This window comes from Mesorhizobium sp. M0119 (genome assembly GCF_040322615.1).
GTDB lineage: Bacteria > Pseudomonadota > Alphaproteobacteria > Rhizobiales > Rhizobiaceae > Mesorhizobium.
Map to the genome: position 1 here is coordinate 88,111 of NZ_JAMYTU010000012.1, position 17,295 is coordinate 105,405.

The 17,295-nt window shown below is 62.7% G+C and carries 20 protein-coding genes; 11 read left to right on the top strand and 9 right to left on the bottom strand.

Features of this window, described 5'->3' with window-relative positions:
- Positions 1 to 47 precede the first annotated feature (47 nt).
- Positions 48 to 2,066, top strand: a complete 2,019-nt coding sequence (locus NKJ40_RS14215) for a thioredoxin domain-containing protein (protein WP_352466556.1) — start codon at positions 48 to 50, stop codon at positions 2,064 to 2,066.
- Positions 2,067 to 2,232: 166 nt separating this feature from the next.
- Here NKJ40_RS14215 and rho read toward each other — a convergent pair whose 3' ends face one another.
- The 3 genes from rho to hemE form a co-directional block, all read right to left on the bottom strand.
- A complete protein-coding gene (gene rho, locus NKJ40_RS14220; RefSeq protein ID WP_023675925.1) occupies positions 2,233 to 3,498 on the bottom strand; it encodes a transcription termination factor Rho in 1,266 nt (421 codons plus the stop codon).
- Between the two features lie 166 nt (positions 3,499 to 3,664).
- Complete coding sequence (gene hemJ, locus NKJ40_RS14225; RefSeq protein WP_502903708.1) at positions 3,665 to 4,210, bottom strand: protoporphyrinogen oxidase HemJ; 546 nt, start codon at positions 4,208 to 4,210, stop codon at positions 3,665 to 3,667.
- A gap of 2 nt (positions 4,211 to 4,212) precedes the next feature.
- Positions 4,213 to 5,241, bottom strand: coding sequence for a uroporphyrinogen decarboxylase (gene hemE / locus NKJ40_RS14230; RefSeq protein ID WP_352466557.1), 1,029 nt, complete (start codon positions 5,239 to 5,241; stop codon positions 4,213 to 4,215).
- A 401-nt stretch (positions 5,242 to 5,642) separates the two neighbouring features.
- Here hemE and NKJ40_RS14235 point away from each other — a divergent pair, with 401 nt between their 5' ends.
- The 5 genes from NKJ40_RS14235 (at position 5,643) to dnaQ (ending at position 9,471) form a co-directional block, all read left to right on the top strand.
- On the top strand, positions 5,643 to 6,461 hold the full coding sequence (locus NKJ40_RS14235; RefSeq protein WP_292659665.1) for a pyruvate, water dikinase regulatory protein: 819 nt from the start codon (positions 5,643 to 5,645) through the stop codon (positions 6,459 to 6,461).
- 171 nt (positions 6,462 to 6,632) lie between these two features.
- Positions 6,633 to 7,232 (top strand): Maf-like protein, encoded by a 600-nt coding sequence (locus NKJ40_RS14240; protein ID WP_352466558.1) that lies wholly within the window; start codon positions 6,633 to 6,635, stop codon positions 7,230 to 7,232.
- Positions 7,225 to 8,067: a shikimate dehydrogenase gene (locus NKJ40_RS14245; RefSeq protein ID WP_352466559.1), complete on the top strand. Its 843-nt coding sequence runs from the start codon at positions 7,225 to 7,227 to the stop codon at positions 8,065 to 8,067. Before NKJ40_RS14240 ends, NKJ40_RS14245 begins: the two co-directional genes overlap by 8 nt.
- Positions 8,064 to 8,666: a dephospho-CoA kinase gene (coaE, locus tag NKJ40_RS14250; RefSeq protein ID WP_352466560.1), complete on the top strand. Its 603-nt coding sequence runs from the start codon at positions 8,064 to 8,066 to the stop codon at positions 8,664 to 8,666. The genes NKJ40_RS14245 and coaE overlap by 4 nt, the downstream gene beginning before the upstream one ends.
- Before the next feature lie 85 nt (positions 8,667 to 8,751).
- Positions 8,752 to 9,471, top strand: coding sequence for a DNA polymerase III subunit epsilon (gene dnaQ / locus NKJ40_RS14255; RefSeq protein WP_352466561.1), 720 nt, complete (start codon positions 8,752 to 8,754; stop codon positions 9,469 to 9,471).
- Positions 9,472 to 9,758: 287 nt separating this feature from the next.
- Here dnaQ and secB read toward each other — a convergent pair whose 3' ends face one another.
- Both secB and NKJ40_RS14265 read right to left on the bottom strand, forming a co-directional pair.
- Positions 9,759 to 10,259: a protein-export chaperone SecB gene (secB, locus tag NKJ40_RS14260; RefSeq protein WP_254817954.1), complete on the bottom strand. Its 501-nt coding sequence runs from the start codon at positions 10,257 to 10,259 to the stop codon at positions 9,759 to 9,761.
- Between the two features lie 113 nt (positions 10,260 to 10,372).
- Positions 10,373 to 10,864: an FxsA family protein gene (locus NKJ40_RS14265; protein WP_352466562.1), complete on the bottom strand. Its 492-nt coding sequence runs from the start codon at positions 10,862 to 10,864 to the stop codon at positions 10,373 to 10,375.
- A 198-nt stretch (positions 10,865 to 11,062) separates the two neighbouring features.
- On the opposite strand from NKJ40_RS14265, the gene NKJ40_RS14270 reads away from it, so the two are divergent.
- From NKJ40_RS14270 to NKJ40_RS14285, 4 genes are read left to right on the top strand one after another with little or no spacing between them, the layout of a single operon-like run.
- Positions 11,063 to 11,770 (top strand): Tim44/TimA family putative adaptor protein, encoded by a 708-nt coding sequence (locus NKJ40_RS14270; protein WP_292659652.1) that lies wholly within the window; start codon positions 11,063 to 11,065, stop codon positions 11,768 to 11,770.
- Between the two features lie 23 nt (positions 11,771 to 11,793).
- The gene (gene mltA, locus NKJ40_RS14275) at positions 11,794 to 12,900 is read left to right on the top strand and encodes a murein transglycosylase A (RefSeq protein ID WP_352466563.1); all 1,107 of its coding nucleotides are present in this window, start codon (positions 11,794 to 11,796) and stop codon (positions 12,898 to 12,900) included.
- Positions 12,897 to 13,430: a Smr/MutS family protein gene (locus NKJ40_RS14280; protein WP_352466565.1), complete on the top strand. Its 534-nt coding sequence runs from the start codon at positions 12,897 to 12,899 to the stop codon at positions 13,428 to 13,430. Before mltA ends, NKJ40_RS14280 begins: the two co-directional genes overlap by 4 nt.
- A 24-nt stretch (positions 13,431 to 13,454) precedes the next feature.
- Positions 13,455 to 13,823 carry a helix-turn-helix domain-containing protein gene (locus tag NKJ40_RS14285; protein WP_352466566.1) on the top strand — a complete coding sequence of 123 codons (369 nt, stop codon included), beginning with the start codon at positions 13,455 to 13,457 and terminating at the stop codon, positions 13,821 to 13,823.
- Positions 13,824 to 13,832: 9 nt separating this feature from the next.
- Here NKJ40_RS14285 and NKJ40_RS14290 read toward each other — a convergent pair whose 3' ends face one another.
- The 3 genes from NKJ40_RS14290 to NKJ40_RS14300 form a co-directional block, all read right to left on the bottom strand.
- Entirely contained in the window at positions 13,833 to 14,450 is a 618-nt protein-coding gene (locus NKJ40_RS14290) for a transglutaminase-like cysteine peptidase (RefSeq protein WP_292659644.1), read from the bottom strand.
- Between the two features lie 212 nt (positions 14,451 to 14,662).
- Positions 14,663 to 15,940: a polyhydroxyalkanoate depolymerase gene (locus tag NKJ40_RS14295; protein WP_352466567.1), complete on the bottom strand. Its 1,278-nt coding sequence runs from the start codon at positions 15,938 to 15,940 to the stop codon at positions 14,663 to 14,665.
- A gap of 246 nt (positions 15,941 to 16,186) precedes the next feature.
- Complete coding sequence (locus NKJ40_RS14300; protein WP_352466568.1) at positions 16,187 to 16,546, bottom strand: septal ring lytic transglycosylase RlpA family protein; 360 nt, start codon at positions 16,544 to 16,546, stop codon at positions 16,187 to 16,189.
- A 305-nt stretch (positions 16,547 to 16,851) separates the two neighbouring features.
- On the opposite strand from NKJ40_RS14300, the gene NKJ40_RS14305 reads away from it, so the two are divergent.
- Positions 16,852 to 17,037 (top strand): hypothetical protein, encoded by a 186-nt coding sequence (locus tag NKJ40_RS14305; protein WP_352466569.1) that lies wholly within the window; start codon positions 16,852 to 16,854, stop codon positions 17,035 to 17,037.
- A 59-nt stretch (positions 17,038 to 17,096) separates the two neighbouring features.
- On the opposite strand, the gene NKJ40_RS14310 is transcribed toward NKJ40_RS14305, so the two are convergent.
- Positions 17,097 to 17,285: a hypothetical protein gene (locus NKJ40_RS14310; RefSeq protein WP_352466570.1), complete on the bottom strand. Its 189-nt coding sequence runs from the start codon at positions 17,283 to 17,285 to the stop codon at positions 17,097 to 17,099.
- Positions 17,286 to 17,295 lie beyond the last annotated feature (10 nt).

Here is a 17,295-nt window from a genome sequence, read left to right on the forward strand (position 1 = left end):
CCGAAGCGCCCTAGCTATGCCTGTTCAATCCGCCATCGAGTAGCGCCGTGACATTGCCTGCACAAAACCTGCTTGCCGAAGAGGCCAGCCCCTATCTGCAGCAGCACAGCGGCAATCCAGTGCACTGGCGGCCATGGTCGCCCGCCGCTCTGACCGAAGCAAAGGCGCTGCAGCGTCCGATCCTGCTCTCTGTCGGCTACGCCGCGTGCCATTGGTGCCACGTCATGGCGCATGAGAGCTTCGAGAACGACGACGTCGCCGCCGTCATGAACCGTCTCTTCGTCAATATCAAGGTCGACCGCGAGGAGCGACCCGACATCGACCAGATCTACATGGCGGCGCTGTCCTCGATGGGCGAGCAGGGCGGCTGGCCGCTGACCATGTTCCTGACGCCGGACGGCAAGCCGTTCTGGGGCGGCACTTACTTTCCGCGGGAGGCCCGCTACGGCCGGCCGGGGTTCGTCCAGGTGCTGGAGGCGGTAGACAAGGCTTGGCGGGAGAAGAAAGAAAGCCTTAACCAAAGTGCCGACGGTTTGACTACGCATGTCGAGACGCGGCTGGCGGGCAGCCATGCCAAGGCCGTGCTCGACCGCGGCATGCTGGCAAAGCTCGCCAACGGCATTGACGGCATGATCGACCGCGATTTGGGCGGCCTGCGCGGCGCGCCGAAATTCCCCAACGCGCCGTTCATGCAGAGCCTCTGGCTGACCTGGCTGCGCGACGGCACCGCATCCCACCGCGACGCCGTTCTCCTCAGCCTCGAAAAGATGCTGGCCGGCGGCATCTACGACCATATTGGCGGCGGCCTCAGCCGCTACTCGACCGACGCCGAATGGCTGGTGCCGCATTTCGAAAAAATGCTCTACGACAATGCCCAGCTCGTCCGGCTATGCAACTGGGTCCATGCGGCGACCGGCAAGGAATCATTCCGGCTGCGAATCGAAGAGACGATTGCCTGGCTGTTGCGCGAAATGCGGGTCGAGGGCGGTGCCTTTGCCGCCAGCCTCGATGCCGATAGCGAGGGCGAGGAGGGGCTGTTCTACACCTGGAGCAGCGATGAGCTCGAAGCAGCCCTCGGCGACGATTCAGCCTTGTTTTTCAAATACTTCACGCTTGCCGACCCGCATGGCTGGGAAGGCAAGCCGATCATCCGCCAGACAGAAGCCCAGCAGACGCAAGGTGTGATCGACCGCCAACAGCTCGTCCCGCTGAAAGAAAAATTGCTCGCGGCGAGGGCACAGCGCATCCGGCCGGGGCGTGACGGCAAGGCCCTGACCGACTGGAACGGCTTGATGATCGCAGCCCTTGCTGAGGCCGGACGGTCGCTTGGCCGATCCGACTGGATCGAAGCGGCGGCAGCGGCCTTTGCCGCAATTGCGGCTGCCGGACGTGACGGCCGCCTGCCGCATTCGATGCTCGGCGCAAAGAAGCAGTTTCCGGCTCTGTCGAGCGACTATGCCGCCATGGCCAACGCCGCCATCTCACTGTTCGAGGCGACCGGCAATCCCGACTATATCGATCGCGCCGGGAACTTCATTGAGCAACTCGATCTCTGGCACCGGGACAGCGACCAGACCGGCTACTATCTGACCGCATCGGACAGCGCGGATGTGCCGATCCGCATCCGCGGCGATGTCGACGAAGCCATTCCTTCCGCTACCGGCCAGATCATCGAAGCTCTGGTCCGATTGTCGTCGCTTTCGGGAAATCTCGATCTCTGGGAAAAAGCCTGGACAGTCGCAGAGCACGCGGGCGGGCGGGCGGAGCACCAGCCCTATGGTCAGGCGGGTATAGTCAATGCCTGCGCCCTGGCGCTGGAGCCGATGAAGCTGGTGATCGTAGATAGACCGGAGAATCCAAGGCTTGTTCCGGTCGCGAATCGAAATCCAGACCCACGTCGGGTGGACATGGTCGTGCCTGTTGGCGCGGCGACGAATCTGCCGGCCTTGCCAGGCGGCGTCCTGCCGCCAACGGCCGAGCCCGGCGCCTGGCTGTGCACGGGGCAGGTTTGCCTGCCGGTGATAATGGAAGCTGAAGAGCTGGAAGGGCTATTGCGGCGAAGATAGGATTCGTCATCCTATGGCGAAGCGACGCAGCGCAGACCGTAGGATCCATGCCGTGACTTTCGCGCGCTGCAACGGCGCAGATTCTGCTCCGCTGCTTTCTCCGGTAGACCTCACGGCATGGATCCTCAAGCCCGAGGATGACGAAGGCAACGGCCAGCCCGCAACCTTACGTATTCATCGAATCGAAGAAATCCGCGTTGGTCTTGGTCTGCTTGAGCTTGTCGATGAGGAACTCGATGGCGTCGGTCGTTCCCATAGGCGCCAGGATGCGGCGCAGCACGAAGATCTTCTGCAGGTCCTGGCGCGGAACCAGCAGGTCTTCCTTGCGGGTGCCGGACTTGAGGATGTCCATGGCCGGATAGATGCGCTTGTCCGCCACCTTGCGGTCGAGCACGATTTCCGAATTGCCGGTGCCTTTGAACTCTTCGAAGATGACCTCGTCCATGCGGCTGCCGGTGTCGATCAGCGCCGTCGCGATGATGGTCAGCGAACCGCCTTCCTCGATATTGCGGGCAGCACCGAAGAAGCGCTTCGGCCGCTGCAGCGCGTTAGCGTCGACACCACCAGTCAACACCTTGCCGGATGACGGCACGACGGTGTTGTAGGCGCGGCCGAGGCGGGTGATCGAATCCAGCAGGATGACGACGTCGCGGCCGTGCTCGACCAGGCGCTTGGCCTTCTCGATGACCATTTCGGCAACCTGGACGTGGCGCACCGCCGGTTCGTCGAAGGTCGAGGAGACGACCTCGCCCTTCACCGAGCGCTGCATGTCGGTGACTTCCTCCGGCCGCTCGTCGATCAGAAGCACGATCAGGTAGCATTCCGGATGGTTGGTGGTAATCGAATGGGCGATGTTCTGCAGCAGCACCGTCTTGCCGGTGCGCGGCTGCGCCACGATCAGCGCGCGCTGGCCCTTGCCGAGCGGCGCCACCAGGTCGATGACGCGCGCCGAAATGTCCTTGGAGGTCGGAACCTCCATTTCCATCTTCAGCCGCGAGGTCGGATAAAGCGGCGTCAGATTGTCGAAATGGATCTTGTGGCGGATTTTTTCCGGGTCGTCGAAATTGATCGTGTTGACCTTGAGCAGCGCGAAATAGCGCTCGCCCTCTTTCGGGCTGCGGATCGGGCCTTCGACCGTATCGCCGGTCTTCAGCGAGAACCGCCGGATCTGCGACGGTGAAATATAGATGTCGTCGGGACCTGGCAAATAGTTGGCATTGGCGGAGCGCAGGAAGCCAAAACCGTCCTGCAGCACTTCGACGACGCCGTCGCCGATGATCTCGATATCCTGGGTCGCCAGCCTCTTCAGGATCGCAAACATCAGCTCCTGCTTGCGCATGACGCTGGCGTTCTCGACCTCGAGCGATTCCGCATAAGCGATCAGCTCTGGTGGCTTCTTGTTCTTGAACTCTGTGAGTTTCATTTCTTGCATCATTAGACGGACTCTGAGTAAGCTTTGGGAAAAATATCGGCGGGATGCGACAAATGCCGGGCGCGGCCGAAGCGATAAATGGGCGGAGCATGACGGGAAGGAAGACCCGTCTTTTATCGTCGGTCGGTTGAAAGAGCAAGCCGCCTTTTGCGGGCAACCGAAGACGTCAGAACGGTTTCACGACAACCAGGACGACGATGACGATCATCAGCAATGTAGGGATCTCATTGACGATCCGCCAGTGCCTTGCCGATTTTTCATTGCGGTCTTCGGCAAATTTCCGGACGGCGCCGGCGAGATAGCCATGCACGGCCGACAGACCAACCACCGCAGCGATCTTGGCATGCAGCCAGCCGCCCTGAAAACCAAAGCCTTTCCAGGCGAGCCACAGGCCGAATGCCCAGGTGATCACCATTGCCGGATTGATGATGCCGCGCAGCAGGCGGCGCTCCATCACTTTGAAGGTCTCCGACTGGACGGAGCCTTTTTCGGCACCGGCATGATAGACTAGCAAGCGCGGCAGATAGAGCATGCCCGCCATCCAGGAGATGACGGCAATCACATGGATCGCCTTCGCCCAGGGATAGAAATCATCGGGCCCGAAGAGAAACAGCAGCCCGGCCAGCAGGAGAAAAATGGCGATCGCAATTGCCGCGCGGCGCATCGCGCCCTTGCCGGTGTTGGTGCCGTTCGCATTGTCTGCGCCCATCATCGTCACGACGCGCTCCGCACCAGCTTGACCATCTGCTCGACATGCGCGAGCGGCGTCTCCGGTGTGATGCCGTGGCCGAGGTTGAAGATCAGCGGCCCGTCGCCCAGCGCCTTCAGGATCGCCCCCACGCCATCGGCAAGCGCCTTGCCGCCGGCCACCAGCCGTAGCGGATCGAGATTGCCCTGCACGGCGCCGTCACGCTGCAATTCCTTTGCCGTCGACAAGGGCACGGTCCAGTCGAGGCCCAGCGCCGTCACTCCGGTCTTCTGGCGATAGCTTCGATAGTGATCTCCGGCACCCTTGGGAAAGCCGATGATCGGAACGTCGGGATGGGCAGCCTTCACTTGCCGGACGATCTCGGCCACCGGCTGGACACAGAACAACTCGAACGACGCTTCGTCGAGCACGCCGGACCACGAATCAAAGATCTGCACCGCGTCGGCGCCGGCATCGATCTGGCGGATCAAATAGGCAGCCGAATGATCGGCGAGCACCATCAGCAGCCGAAGAAAGGCTGCCGGCTCGCGATAGGCGAACAGCCTGGCCGGCGCCTGGTCGGGCGTGCCGTGGCCGGCGATCATATAGGTCGCCACCGTCCAGGGCGCACCGCAGAAGCCGATCAGCGTCGTTTCATCAGGCAGTCTGGCGCGCAACCGCCGCACCGTCTCGTAGACCGGCTCGAGATTCACGTGAAACGTTTCGCCGTCGAGAGCCGCAATTTCCGCAGCCGTGATCGGCGTCAGCAGCGGGCCGCGTCCTTCCTCGAAGCGCACGTCGCGGCCGAGCGCATGCGGCACCACAAGGATATCGGAAAACAGGATGGATGCGTCGAAGCCGAAGCGTTCGATCGGCTGCAGCGTCACTTCGACGGCGAGATCCGGGTCGTAGCAAAGATCGAGGAACGATCCTGCCCGTCTCCTCGTCTCCCGGTATTCCGGCAGATAGCGGCCAGCCTGGCGCATCATCCAGAGCGGCGGCGGAAACGCCGCCTTGCCTCTCAACACGTCCAGCACGATCCGGTCTTGAGGCATTGAGCGCTCGCCTTTCCAGGCTTCCCTATAATTAAATATTCTATTTTTAGGAATCTTATGATTCTAAGAGTCTGTTGGTTGTGATGGTTGTCTCCTGTCCCGCTTTGCCCTCGAAAAGACCAGCCAGCATATTGTCGCGCGCTTCTCCAAAGGGATTGCAGGACTTTGTGGAAAGTCGGGAATTTACGACTGGAGTCAATGCGTTGCCGCCAGGCTGGGGAAATTGCCCCTGTGGATGACGTGAAGGCAAAAAGCTCCGTCCCCGGACTTGTCCCCAACCGCCTGGAGAAGCCGACAGCACATCGAATTGTGGACAAACCGGCATCTGATACAGTCGCTTCGCGGTGGCCGAGTTTTCCGCCCGGCTTATCCACATCGGCCCACAGCCTGGAATGTATCCTGTGAACAAACCGCAGAGCTTCTTTCACCTTCACCTGATTTCCGACGCCACCGGCGAGACGCTGCTGGCCGCCGGCCGCGCGGCTTCCGCGCAATACAAGGACGCGCGCGCCATCGAACATATCTACCCGCTCATCCGCACCGAAAAGCAGGTGACGAAGGTGTTCGAGGACATCGAAGAGGAGCCGGGCATCATCCTCTACACGGTGGTCGACCAGAAGCTTGCCCGTGGCATCGACGAACGCTGCGCGGCGATGGGCCTACCTTGCGTCTCGGTGCTGGAGCCGGTGCTGACGGTGTTCCAGTCCTATCTAGGCACGCCGGCCGGCCGCCGCGTCGGCGCCCAGCATGTGCTGGACGCTGAATATTTTCGCCGCATCGACGCGCTCAATTTCACCATGGAGCATGATGACGGCCAGCTGCCGGCCAATATGGACGATGCCGACATCGTGCTTGTCGGTATCTCCCGCACCTCAAAGACGCCGACCAGCATCTATCTCGCCAATCGCGGCATCAAGACCGCCAACATTCCGATTGTGCTCGGCGTGCCGGTGCCCGAAAGCCTGGTCGATGCCAGGAGGCCGCTGATCGTCGGCCTGGTCGCCACCGCCGAACGCATATCGCAAGTCCGGCAGAACCGCATTCTCGGCACCAGCGCCTATGAGCCGACCGATTATGTCGACCGCGCCGCGATCGCCGAAGAGCTCGCCTATGCCCGCCAGATATGCACGCGGCATGGCTGGCCGATGATCGACGTCAGCCGCCGTTCGATCGAGGAGACGGCGGCGGCGATCGTTGCCCTGCGCGGCAAGACGCGGTAGGGCATGTCGATATTCAGGTGATGCCGGCCTGCGAACGTCGGTTTCCTGCGTTTCCGGTACTCACGGACCCAAATGTCCGCTCCGTTCCGGTTCTCGGAACCCACCATTCTCGACTCGGCCTGACCTGAATCTCAACACACCCTGGGCGGGTGCCGTATAGGGCTGAAAAAAATGGCCGAAAAAATCATCCTTGCCTCGGGCAGTCCGTTCCGCAAGGCGCTGCTCGTCAATGCCGGCGTTACGGTCGAAGCGGTTCCGGCTTCTGTCGACGAACGCGCGCTCGAGGCGCCGCTGCAAAATAGTGGCGTGTCGCCGGAGGATGTCGCCCTGGTGCTCGCCGAAGCCAAGGCCACCGAAGTCAGCGAGCGCAAGCCCGGCGCCCTGGTGCTCGGCTGCGACCAGACGCTGTCGCTCGGCGACGAACTGTTCCACAAGCCGGCCGACATGGAAGGTGCGCGCCGTCATCTGCTGGCGCTGTCGGGCAAGACGCATCAGCTCAACAGCGCCGTCGTGCTGGCCCGTGACGGCCAGGTTCTGTGGCGGCATGTTGGCATCGCCAGCCTGACCATGCGCAAGCTCGATCCGGCCTTCATCGGCCGCCATCTGGCGCGCGTCGGCGCCAAGGCGTTGTCCAGCGTCGGCGCCTACCAGATCGAAGGCGAGGGCATCCAGTTGTTCGAAAAAATCGAAGGCGACTATTTTACCATTGTCGGCCTGCCACTTTTGCCGGTGCTGGCCAAGCTGCGCGAGCTCGGGGCGATCGATGGCTGAGGCCGCGAAAAAGGCGTTTGTCACCGGCCACCCGATCGCGCATTCCAGATCCCCGAAGATCCACGGCTACTGGCTGGCGAAATACGGCATCGACGGCCTCTATCAGGCCATCGACGTTGCACCGGAAGCGTTTGCGGAATTCCTGCGAACGCTGCAGGCACAAGGCTATCGCGGCGGCAACGTCACCATCCCGCACAAGGAAGCCGCCTTCGCTTTGGCCAAGCGGCGCGACGCCGACGCCGAACAGATCGGTGCGGTCAACACACTGTGGTTCGAGGATGGCGAATTGTGGGGCGGCAATACCGATGCCCATGGCTTTGCCGCCAATCTGGACGAGTATGCACCGGGCTGGGCGGCCAACGGCCCCGCCGTGGTGCTCGGTGCCGGCGGCGCCGCTCGCGCGGTTATTCATGCGCTGAAGCAGCGCGGCGTCAGCGACATCCGCATCGTCAACCGGACGCTTGCGAGGGCGCAGGAGCTGCGCGACCGCTTCGGTGCAGGCGTCTCCGCCCACAACATCGCGGCAACCGGCGAATTGCTCGAGGATGCCGGCCTGCTGGTCAACACCTCAGCGCTCGGCATGCATGGCAATGAAGGCCTGTCCGCCGATCCGGGCAGACTGCCGGACCGCGCCATCGTCACCGACATCGTCTACGTGCCGCTGGAGACGCCGCTGCTTGCCGCAGCCAAAGCGCGCAGCCTGAGAACCGTCGATGGGCTCGGCATGCTGCTGCACCAGGCGGTGCCCGGTTTCGAGCGCTGGTTCGGCATCAGGCCGCAGGTCTCCGCCGAGCTGCGGCAAATGATCATTGCCGATATCGGTGCGATAAAATGATCGTGCTCGGCCTCACCGGATCGATCGGGATGGGCAAGTCGACCACAGCCAAGATGTTTGCCGAAGCCGGCGTGCCAGTCCATGATTCCGACGAGGCGGTGCATCGGCTTTATGCCGGCAAGGCCGCGCCGTTGGTCGAGGCGGCCTTTCCCGGCACCACCAGATCCGGTGCGGTCGACCGCGCGGCACTGGCGGAGCGGGTGCTCGGCGACGCCGCCGCGCTGAAACGGCTGGAAGCGATCATCCATCCGCTGGTCCGGGCCGACGCCGATGCGCTCTTGGCTGAAAATCGTGCCGCCGGCGCGCCGCTTGCCGTGCTCGATATACCGCTGCTGTTCGAGACCGGCGGCCGCGATCGCGTCGACAAGGTCGTGGTCGTCACCGCGCCGCCTGAAGTCCAGCGCGCCCGCGTGCTGGCGCGGCCGGGCATGAACGAGGAGAAACTGGCGTCGATCCTGGCCAGGCAGGTTCCCGACGCCGAAAAGCGCCGGCGCGCCGACTTCGTCATCGACACCGGTCAGGGCTTTGACGCCGCTCGCGCGGCCGTCAAGGCCATCATTGCCGAACTAGTCGTGGATAAGACAGCCAGGCCTGGTTAAGAGGCTTGCAGCCCACATTACTTGTTGCCATTTTGTTCCGGGTGTGATTCGGCTAGAATGATGCCGGAACCAGTGGACTGATTCGATGCGTGAGATCATCTTCGATACGGAAACCACCGGCCTCGACACGCGCGAGGACCGCGTCATCGAGCTCGGCGGCGTCGAGTTGGTCAACCGCTTCCCGACCGGCCGAACCTTCCACAAATATATCAACCCGCAAGGCCGCCAGATCCATCACGAGGCGCAGGCCGTGCACGGCATCAGCGCCGCCGATCTTCAGGGCAAGCCGACTTTCATGGAGATCGCCGAGGAGTTCCTCGCCTTCATCGACGGCGCCAAGCTGGTCGCGCACAATGCCGGCTTCGACATCGGCTTCCTCAATCTGGAATTCGGCCGGCTTGGCCATCCGGCCATCGATCCGGGACGGATCGTCGACACGCTGGCACTGGCGCGCCGCAAGCATCCGATGGGCCCCAATTCGCTCGACGCGCTCTGCCGCCGCTACGGCATCGACAACGGCCGCCGCACCAAGCACGGCGCGCTACTCGATTCGGAATTGCTGGCCGAGGTCTATATCGAGCTTATCGGCGGCAAGCAGGCAAGCCTCATCCTCGACAGCATCATGGCGCCAGCGGGCGGGAGGCAGAATGTCGACGACATCGATATTTCGATCGGCGTCAGGCCGATCGCCTTGCCGTCGCGCCTGACCGAGGCAGAGCGCACAGCCCACGCAAGCATGGTTGGCAGCCTCGGCGAAAAAGCGCTTTGGTTGCGCGTCCCCCCGGAAGCGAGTTCCGCGGCATAGTGATTTTGAGCGGAGTGATCCGTCGCACCCCCCTCTGTCCTGCCCTCTTTGCCACCACTTGGCATCTCCCCCTCAAGGGGGAGATTGGGCAGTCCCAGCGCTTCGCTCATTCCTGCGACGATGAAGGTTTGGCGAAGGCTGACGTGAAGTCCGATCTGCCCACTTGAGGGGGAGATGCCAAGCAGTCCCAAAGAGGGCAGGCCAGAGGGGGATACTGTCCCGCCAGCGGGTATACAAAAAACCCGGCGCAAGGCCGGGTTTTTCAAACGCTAGCGAGACAGCCGCGCTCAGCTCACCTTGACCTTGGCGGCAGCCTGGTCTTCGGCCAGCTTCTGCTGGAACATCTGCGCGAAATCGATCGGGTCTAGCATCAGCGGCGGGAAGCCGCCATTGCGTGTTGCCTCGGCAATGATCTGCCGGGCGAACGGAAACAGCAGCCGTGGGCATTCGATGAACAGGATCGGCAGCATGTGCTCCTGCGGGAAGCCGCTGATGGCAAAGACGCCGCCATAGACCAGCTCGACGTTGAACAGCACTTCCTGGTCGAACGACGCTTTTGCGTTCAGCGTCAAATTGACGTCGAACTGCTTGTCCGAAAGCGGGTTGGCGTTGACGTTGACATTGATGGCGATGCCGGGGGCCTTGTCGCGGCCGCGCAACGAGTTCGGTGCGCCGGGGCTTTCGAAGGACAGGTCCTTCACATATTGCGCAAGCACGTTGAGCGAAGGCTGCGCCGCATTTCCGTTACCGTTGGCTGCGCCGGTCGGCGCGTCGTCGTTGCTGGCCATAAGCTGTGGTCCTTTTGCCTGGGCAGCGCTGCTGACCGGATTGAAATTCGGGCGTTCGCTATCATGGCCGGCACGACAAGACAAGTTTGCAAAAGACGCCGGTTGCCTCGCGGCTACTCGTCCTTGAGGCGGCGCCAGGGAGAATCCGGTCCGCGCGTATGATCGTCGGCGCGCGAATAGTCGCCGTCATCGAGATCGATGGTCTTGCCGCGTTGCCTTGCCCGCAAACCACCGCCGAAATCGGTTGCCAGCACGATGCGGCCTTTCAGCATCCGCCAGGCAAGATCGCGCACTGGCGGCAGGAACAGCAGAATGCCGAAAATATCCGAGATGAAGCCGGGGATGATCAAAAGGATCGCGGCCAGCACGATCATGGCGCCATGCGCAAGCTGGGTGCTCGGATCACGCCCGGCGTCCATTTCGGCACGCACCCTGGCCATGACGCCAAAACCCTGGTGTCGAAGGAGCAAGCCGCCGGCTATGCTCGAGGCCAGCACCAGCCCAACCGTCGCCAGCGCGCCGATCTGGCGGCCGACAATGACGAAACCGGCTATCTCCAGCAGCGGAAGCGCGAGAACAAACAGGGGAAGCAGCGAAATACGCAAATCTTGACCGATCGTTTCGATGTTTTGCCGGCCGGCGAGCAATCGCCGCTGGCACCAGAGCTGTTAGATAGGTATGGCTGCCTTTGATTTGAATGATTGCGGCATGCGTTCTATATGCTTTGGATACCGAACGCTATGTGATCGCGGCCCTTGCTTGGCCGCTGGTCCGGCCAAAGCAGGGATTGATTGGCGCAAGATATGGGCTTTTTCGACTTCGGCACGATTTTCTTTCTGATTGCGGCGGTGGTGATCTTCTTCCAGCTGCGCAACGTGCTTGGCCGACGCACGGGCAACGAACGCCCGCCCTTCGATCCATATACGGCAGCGCGCAAAAACGACAAGGATGCCGCCCAGAAACCCGAGAACGTGGTTTCGCTGCCGCGCAAGCGGCTGGCGGGAGAGCCGGCGGCCGACACCTATGTGGCGATCGATGCCTTTGCCAAGCCCGACACCGATCTCAACCGGGGCCTGCGGGCGATCAAGGACAATGATCCGACCTTCGACCCGAAGACCTTCGTCGACGGCGCCAAGATGGCTTATGAGATGATCGTCATGGCCTACGCCGATGGCGACCGCAAAACCTTGAAGAACCTTTTGTCGCGCGAGGTCTATGACGGCTTCGTCGCGGCCATCGGCGACCGTGAGGCGAAAGCCGAGAAGATCCAGTCCTCCTTCGTCGGCATCGACAAGGCCGACATCGTTTCGGCCGAGATGAAGGGCAGCGAGGCGCATATCACGCTGCGCATCGTCAGCGAGCTGATTTCGGCGACCCGCGACAAGGCCGGCGCCGTCATCGACGGCGATCCGGAGACCGTCGCCGAGGTCAAGGACGTCTGGACCTTCGCCCGCGACGCGCGCTCGCGCGATCCGAACTGGAAGCTCGTCGCCACCGAAGAAGAAGACTGAACTGGACGGCGGCGGGGGCTGTCGTGTCGCTTTCTAGAGCCTTCAGCAAAAAATCCTTTGGCGAATTGCCGGGCTGGGGCGAGGACGACCATCTCCCTGCCTTTGACGCCTTTCGCCGCTCGGCCTTTCATATCCTGACCAAACCCTACCGCTCCGGCGCGCTCGGCGTCGATTACAATGGCTTTGCCGATGCCTATGCCGAAGCGCGTACCGTTTCGCCGGCGAATCGGTTGGAGGCCCGAAGCTTTTTCGAGCGCCATTTCGTTCCGGCCCGTATCGATGCCGAAGATGGTGGTCCCGGCCTGGTCACCGGCTTTTATGAGCCGGAGGTCGAAGCCTCGCCGGTGCGCACGGAACGATTTTCGGTGCCGTTGCTGTCTCGCCCGGCCGACCTTGTCGACATCGACGACGGCAATCGTCCTTCCGGCTTGGATCCTTATCTCGCCTTCGCTCGTGCGGCGCCGAACGGCCCGGTCGAATATTTCGACCGCGGCGAGATCGACCGCGGCGCGCTCGCTGGAAAAGGGCTGGAAATCGCCTGGCTCGCCGACAAGGTCGACGCCTTCTTCATTCACGTGCAGGGCGCGGCACGGCTCAACATGACAGACGGCAGGCTTCGCCGCATCACCTATGCCGCCAAATCCGGCCAGCGCTTTACCGGGCCGGGCAAGATCCTGAGCGAGGAAGGTGAGATCCCGCTCGAGAAGGTGACGATGCAGTCGATCCGTGCCTGGTTCAAGGCGCATCCGGAGCGCGTCGACGAGATCCTTTGGCGCAACCGCTCCTACATCTTCTTCCGCGAGATGGGCGTCGACGACCCAGAGCTCGGCCCGATCGCTGCCGCCAAGGTACCGCTGACACCCGGCCGCTCGATCGCCGTCGACCGGCTGCTGCACACATTCGGCACGCCCTTCCATATCGATGCGCCGCCGCTGACCGCCTTCGACGGAAAACCGTTCCGGCGGCTGATGATCGCGCAGGACACCGGCTCGGCGATCACCGGGCCGGCCCGCGGCGATCTGTTTGCCGGGTCGGGCAATGCGGCCGGCGAGATCGCCGGCGTTATCCGCAACGCCGCCGATTTTTATGCGCTGATCCCCCGGTCGCTCGTTTCAGGAGCAGGCCGATGACCCGGCGCATCGACAGGCTGAGCGAGGACGACCGGGTGCTGTGGAACCTGGTGGCGCGCACGGCAAAGCCGCTGAAGGGCAAAATCGCCGTCGACATTCCTGACATTGGGCCGGAGATCGACCAAACCAGGCAGCCGCCGCCGGCACAGGTCGCGGGCAATCCTGCCACGGCCGCAAAGCCGAAGGCGCAGCATGTTTCCCACGCACTCGACGAACCGACGCTGGACAAGCTGTCGAAGGGCCGGCTGCCGATCGAGGGCCGTGTCGACCTGCATGGCCTGACCCAGGACGAAGCCTATTCGCTGCTGTTTTCCTTCCTGCGCCGGGCGCATGCCGGCGGCATCCGCTATGTGCTGGTGATCACCGGCAAGGGTTCCTCGTCGGGCGGCGATGGCGTCTTGCGGCGCGCCGTGCCGTCATGGCTGTCGACACCCGCCTTCCGGCCCCTCGTCTCCAGCCACGACCATGCCGCCCGCAACCATGGCGGCTCGGGCGCGCTCTACGTCCGCTTGCGGCGTGCGCGCTCATGAGGATGTGCCCATGAGGATGTGCTTGTGACCCCGTTCGGCGAAAGGCTCAGGGTGCTGCGAAGCGAGCGCGGCGTCAGCCAGAAAGACATGGCCAAGGCGATCGGCGTCAGCGCAGCCTATCTCTCGGCGCTGGAGCACGGCCGCCGTGGTGCGCCGAGCTGGACCCTGATCCAGAAGATCATCGGCTATTTCAATATCATTTGGGACGACGCCGAGGAACTGGCGCGATTGGCCGAAACCTCGCATCCGCGTGTCAAGCTCGACACGTCGGGCCTTAGCCCCGCGGCGACCGAGCTTGCCAATCTCTTGGCCGACAACATCGAAAAGCTCGACGAAGTGGAGCTTCGCCGCATCATTGCGTCGCTCCGCGCCGCGCTGAACCGGCCGAAATGAGTTGCTTTGTTACTGGACCGAGCCGACCAGAACCTGCTGGCCGCCGCGGATCGAGACCCAGCGGCCGGTATTGTCGATCGCCTGCCGCTTGAGGAAACGATAGCCCGTCTGGTCCCAGGAACGGACCTGGTCGGTCAGATTGTCGAGGATGTAGTCGCCCTTGTCGGTGCGCACCGTTAGCACAGCGTGGCCCTCGCCATCCGGCTTGCGGACGACTGTCATCAGCAGATCTGCAAACGAGACGCCCAGCCGGTTCAGCTCACGGCGCTTTTCCAGGACATAGTCCTCGCAATCGCCGACGCCCTTGTCGGGATAGGCCCAGACCTCGTCCTTGCCGTAGATGTCGAAGTCGCTCTCCGGCTTGACGGCGGCGTTGACCTTTGTCGTGACGCTGAGCAGCTTGCGCCACAGCGAGCCGGTCAGGCTGGCGGGCGACAGATCCTTCGGGCGGATCGAGCATTCGGACGCGTAGCTCTTGCAGAAATCATAATGGCCGATCGGCTGCGAGGTCGGGCCACCTGTTATCATCGGGCTGGCTGCCGAGGCCGAACTGGCCCAACCTGCCGCCACAGTAAGTCCAGCCAGCGCGCACAGGCGCAGCGTTCTCGCCATTGGTGAGGAAATCATTGTCCCCGCTTGTCCCTTGTTATTAACGAAACGTTAAGGGGTATTTACAGTCCGTGTCAATTATGAGGATGGATTGATTTTTGCGGCATGGTTACCCGCGTGGCGCCAACGCGACTATTGTGCAACAGGTCGACCGGCCGCACGGCCCCGCGAACCGATGATTTTGGCATTGACAGACCTGATGCGGATTGACGGGCATCATCGCTGGTCGCCTATTTCTTGCCGGTCCTGACCAGCTTGGGCTTCACCGCAACCTGGTTCTGACGGCCGTAGCTGGTAATGAAATCGACGATGCGCGGCACGATTTCGGAGCGGAAGCGCGAGCCGTTGAACACACCATAATGGCCGACCGCCGGCTGCATGTAATGGGCGTGCCTGTCGGCCGGGATGTTGATGCAAAGGTCGTGCGCGGCCTTGGTCTGGCCGAGGCCGGAGATGTCGTCGTTCTCGCCCTCGACCGTGAACAGGGCGACATTGCGGATCGCCGAAGGGTCGACCGCCACGCCGCGATGCGTCATCGTGCCATTGGGCAAGGCCTGGCGGACAAACACGGTGTCGACGGTCTGCAGGTAGAATTCCGCCGTCAGATCCATCACCGCCAGATATTCGTCGTAGAACTCGCGGTGCTTCTCGGCATTGTCGCCGTCATGCTTCACCAGGTGCATGAAGAAGTCCTTGTGGGCGATGATGTGGCGGTCGAGGTTCATGCTCATGAACCCCGAAAGCTGCAGGAAGCCGGGATAGACCTCGCGGCCGAAGCCCGGCACCGGCCAGGGCGCGCGCATGATGACGTTGTCGCGGAACCAGTCGATGCCCTTTTCCTGGGCCAGCAGATTGACCGCCGTCGGGCTGCGGCGGGTGTCGATCGGGCCGCCCATCAGCGTCATCGTCGAGGGCACGAACGGATCACCCTTGGCTTCCATCAGTGCCACCGCTGCCAGCACCGGTACCGAAGGCTGGCACACCGCCATCACATGGGTGTCGGGGCCTAGCGCATGCAGCATGTCGACGATGTAGTCGATATAGTCGTCAAGATCGAAGCTGCCGTCGGCCAGCGGCACCATGCGGGCGTCGACCCAGTCGGTGATATGCACGTCGGCATAGGGCAGCATCGCCTCCACCGTGCCGCGCAACAGCGTCGCGTAGTGGCCCGACATCGGCGCGACAATCAACAGCTTCGGATCCGGCCGGCGCCCGGCCGGAACTGCGCGCTCGAAACGAACCAGGTTGCAGAATGGCCGCGACCAGACGGTGCGTTCGCTGACCTCGACGTTTTTCCAGTCGACCACGGTCTTGGTCAGGCCGAATTGCGGCTTGCCGTAGCGGCGCGTCGTGCGCTCGAACAGTTCGGCCGTTGCCGCAACCGAGCGGCCCCAGGACGTGTGTGAGACCGGATTGAGCGGATTGGAGTAGAACAGGCGCACCGCATCGGCATAGAGGCGCGCCGGCTGCAAGGCGGCGTGGTTCAGTTCGTAGAGCTGGTAGAACATCGAGAACCCCGCTGCCGACTGCGATCGAAGGGCCGACGAGCAGCGCCGAGCCTTGAATGCCTTGCGGGGAAGTTAGCAACAATCTGCTGCGATGCAATACGTCAACTTGCGTGATTTATGCTCGTTCTTTCGTCCAAGGCGTTGAGAATCCGCCTGGAACGGCAACAGCCGGCTCAATGTGCACCTGCGAAGGCTATCGGGACGATCGTTGGACGAGGTGTCCGGCCGCGGCGACGCGCCGAGCAGTTAGACCCGCGCCATGCAGACAGCGGTATGGCCCGAGCTGATGAAGCCGAGCTGGCTGGCGGCGCCCTTCGACAGATCGAGCATCCGGCCCCTGATAAACGGGCCGCGGTCGTTGATGCGCACGACGACGCTGCGGCCATTGTTGCGGTTGGTCACCTTCAGCTTGGTGCCGAACGGCAGGCTGCGGTGCGCGGCGGTCAGCGCCGACGGGTTCATGCGTTCGCCGGAAGCGGTTCTGGAGTGCAATGAGTACCAAGAGGCACGGCCGCATTGGGCGGCGGCGTTGGCAGTGGACGCGCCGACCATCAGGCCAGCCGCGATCGCGGCCGCGACAAGCGCGGTCTGGTTGCTTTTGTTCATGTGTTGGGGACTGGCTCCGTTGACAGACCCGCAGCGGTTAGGGACGAATGAGGCAGCAAATGCGGCAATGATCTGTCGGTTCCATGGCAATGTTACACGTTTGGAGTCGACGCGAAACAATTTGTCAGAGATTTCCCGCAGAGCGACGCAGCTTCTTTGATGATACTTGCGCCGATCTTCGCGTGTCTTGCGCAAGATCAGAGGTTAGCATCTAAGTAGAAGTTGGTGTGACTGGGTTGCTTCTTTTCGCTGTTCCATTCCGGCCGGAGCCGGGCTGATGATCGACTTGGAAAGGAGTCTTGGCAATGAGATTGATCAAAAATCTGCTGGCCTTGATTGTGCTCGCCATCGGCGTGCTGTGGACGTTGCAAGGCATCGGCTTCATCCGCGGCAGCTTCATGACCGGCCAGTCGCAATGGCTCTATGTCGGCATCGTGACGGTGCTGGTCGGCTTGGGCGGCCTGGCCTGGGCGAACCGTTCGCGCGTTTGAGCAGGCGTCGATCCTCAGGCTCCCGCCAGAGCAGCGCACAGCGGACCCGTGGCGGCCGGTCACCGCGACCAGTATTGCCAGCCCCAGTAGAAACTTTCGTCGCGCGGCGGCAGGCGGTTGCGCTCCGCGTCCAGATGCATCGGCGTCGGCGTTTTGCGTTCGCCGTCAGGCGGCTGTTTGTCTCCGGCCTTGATCAGGCGGAGCCAATGGCCGAAACGCGCAAACAGTACAGCGGTGAAATGGGGCATCGTCACGTCT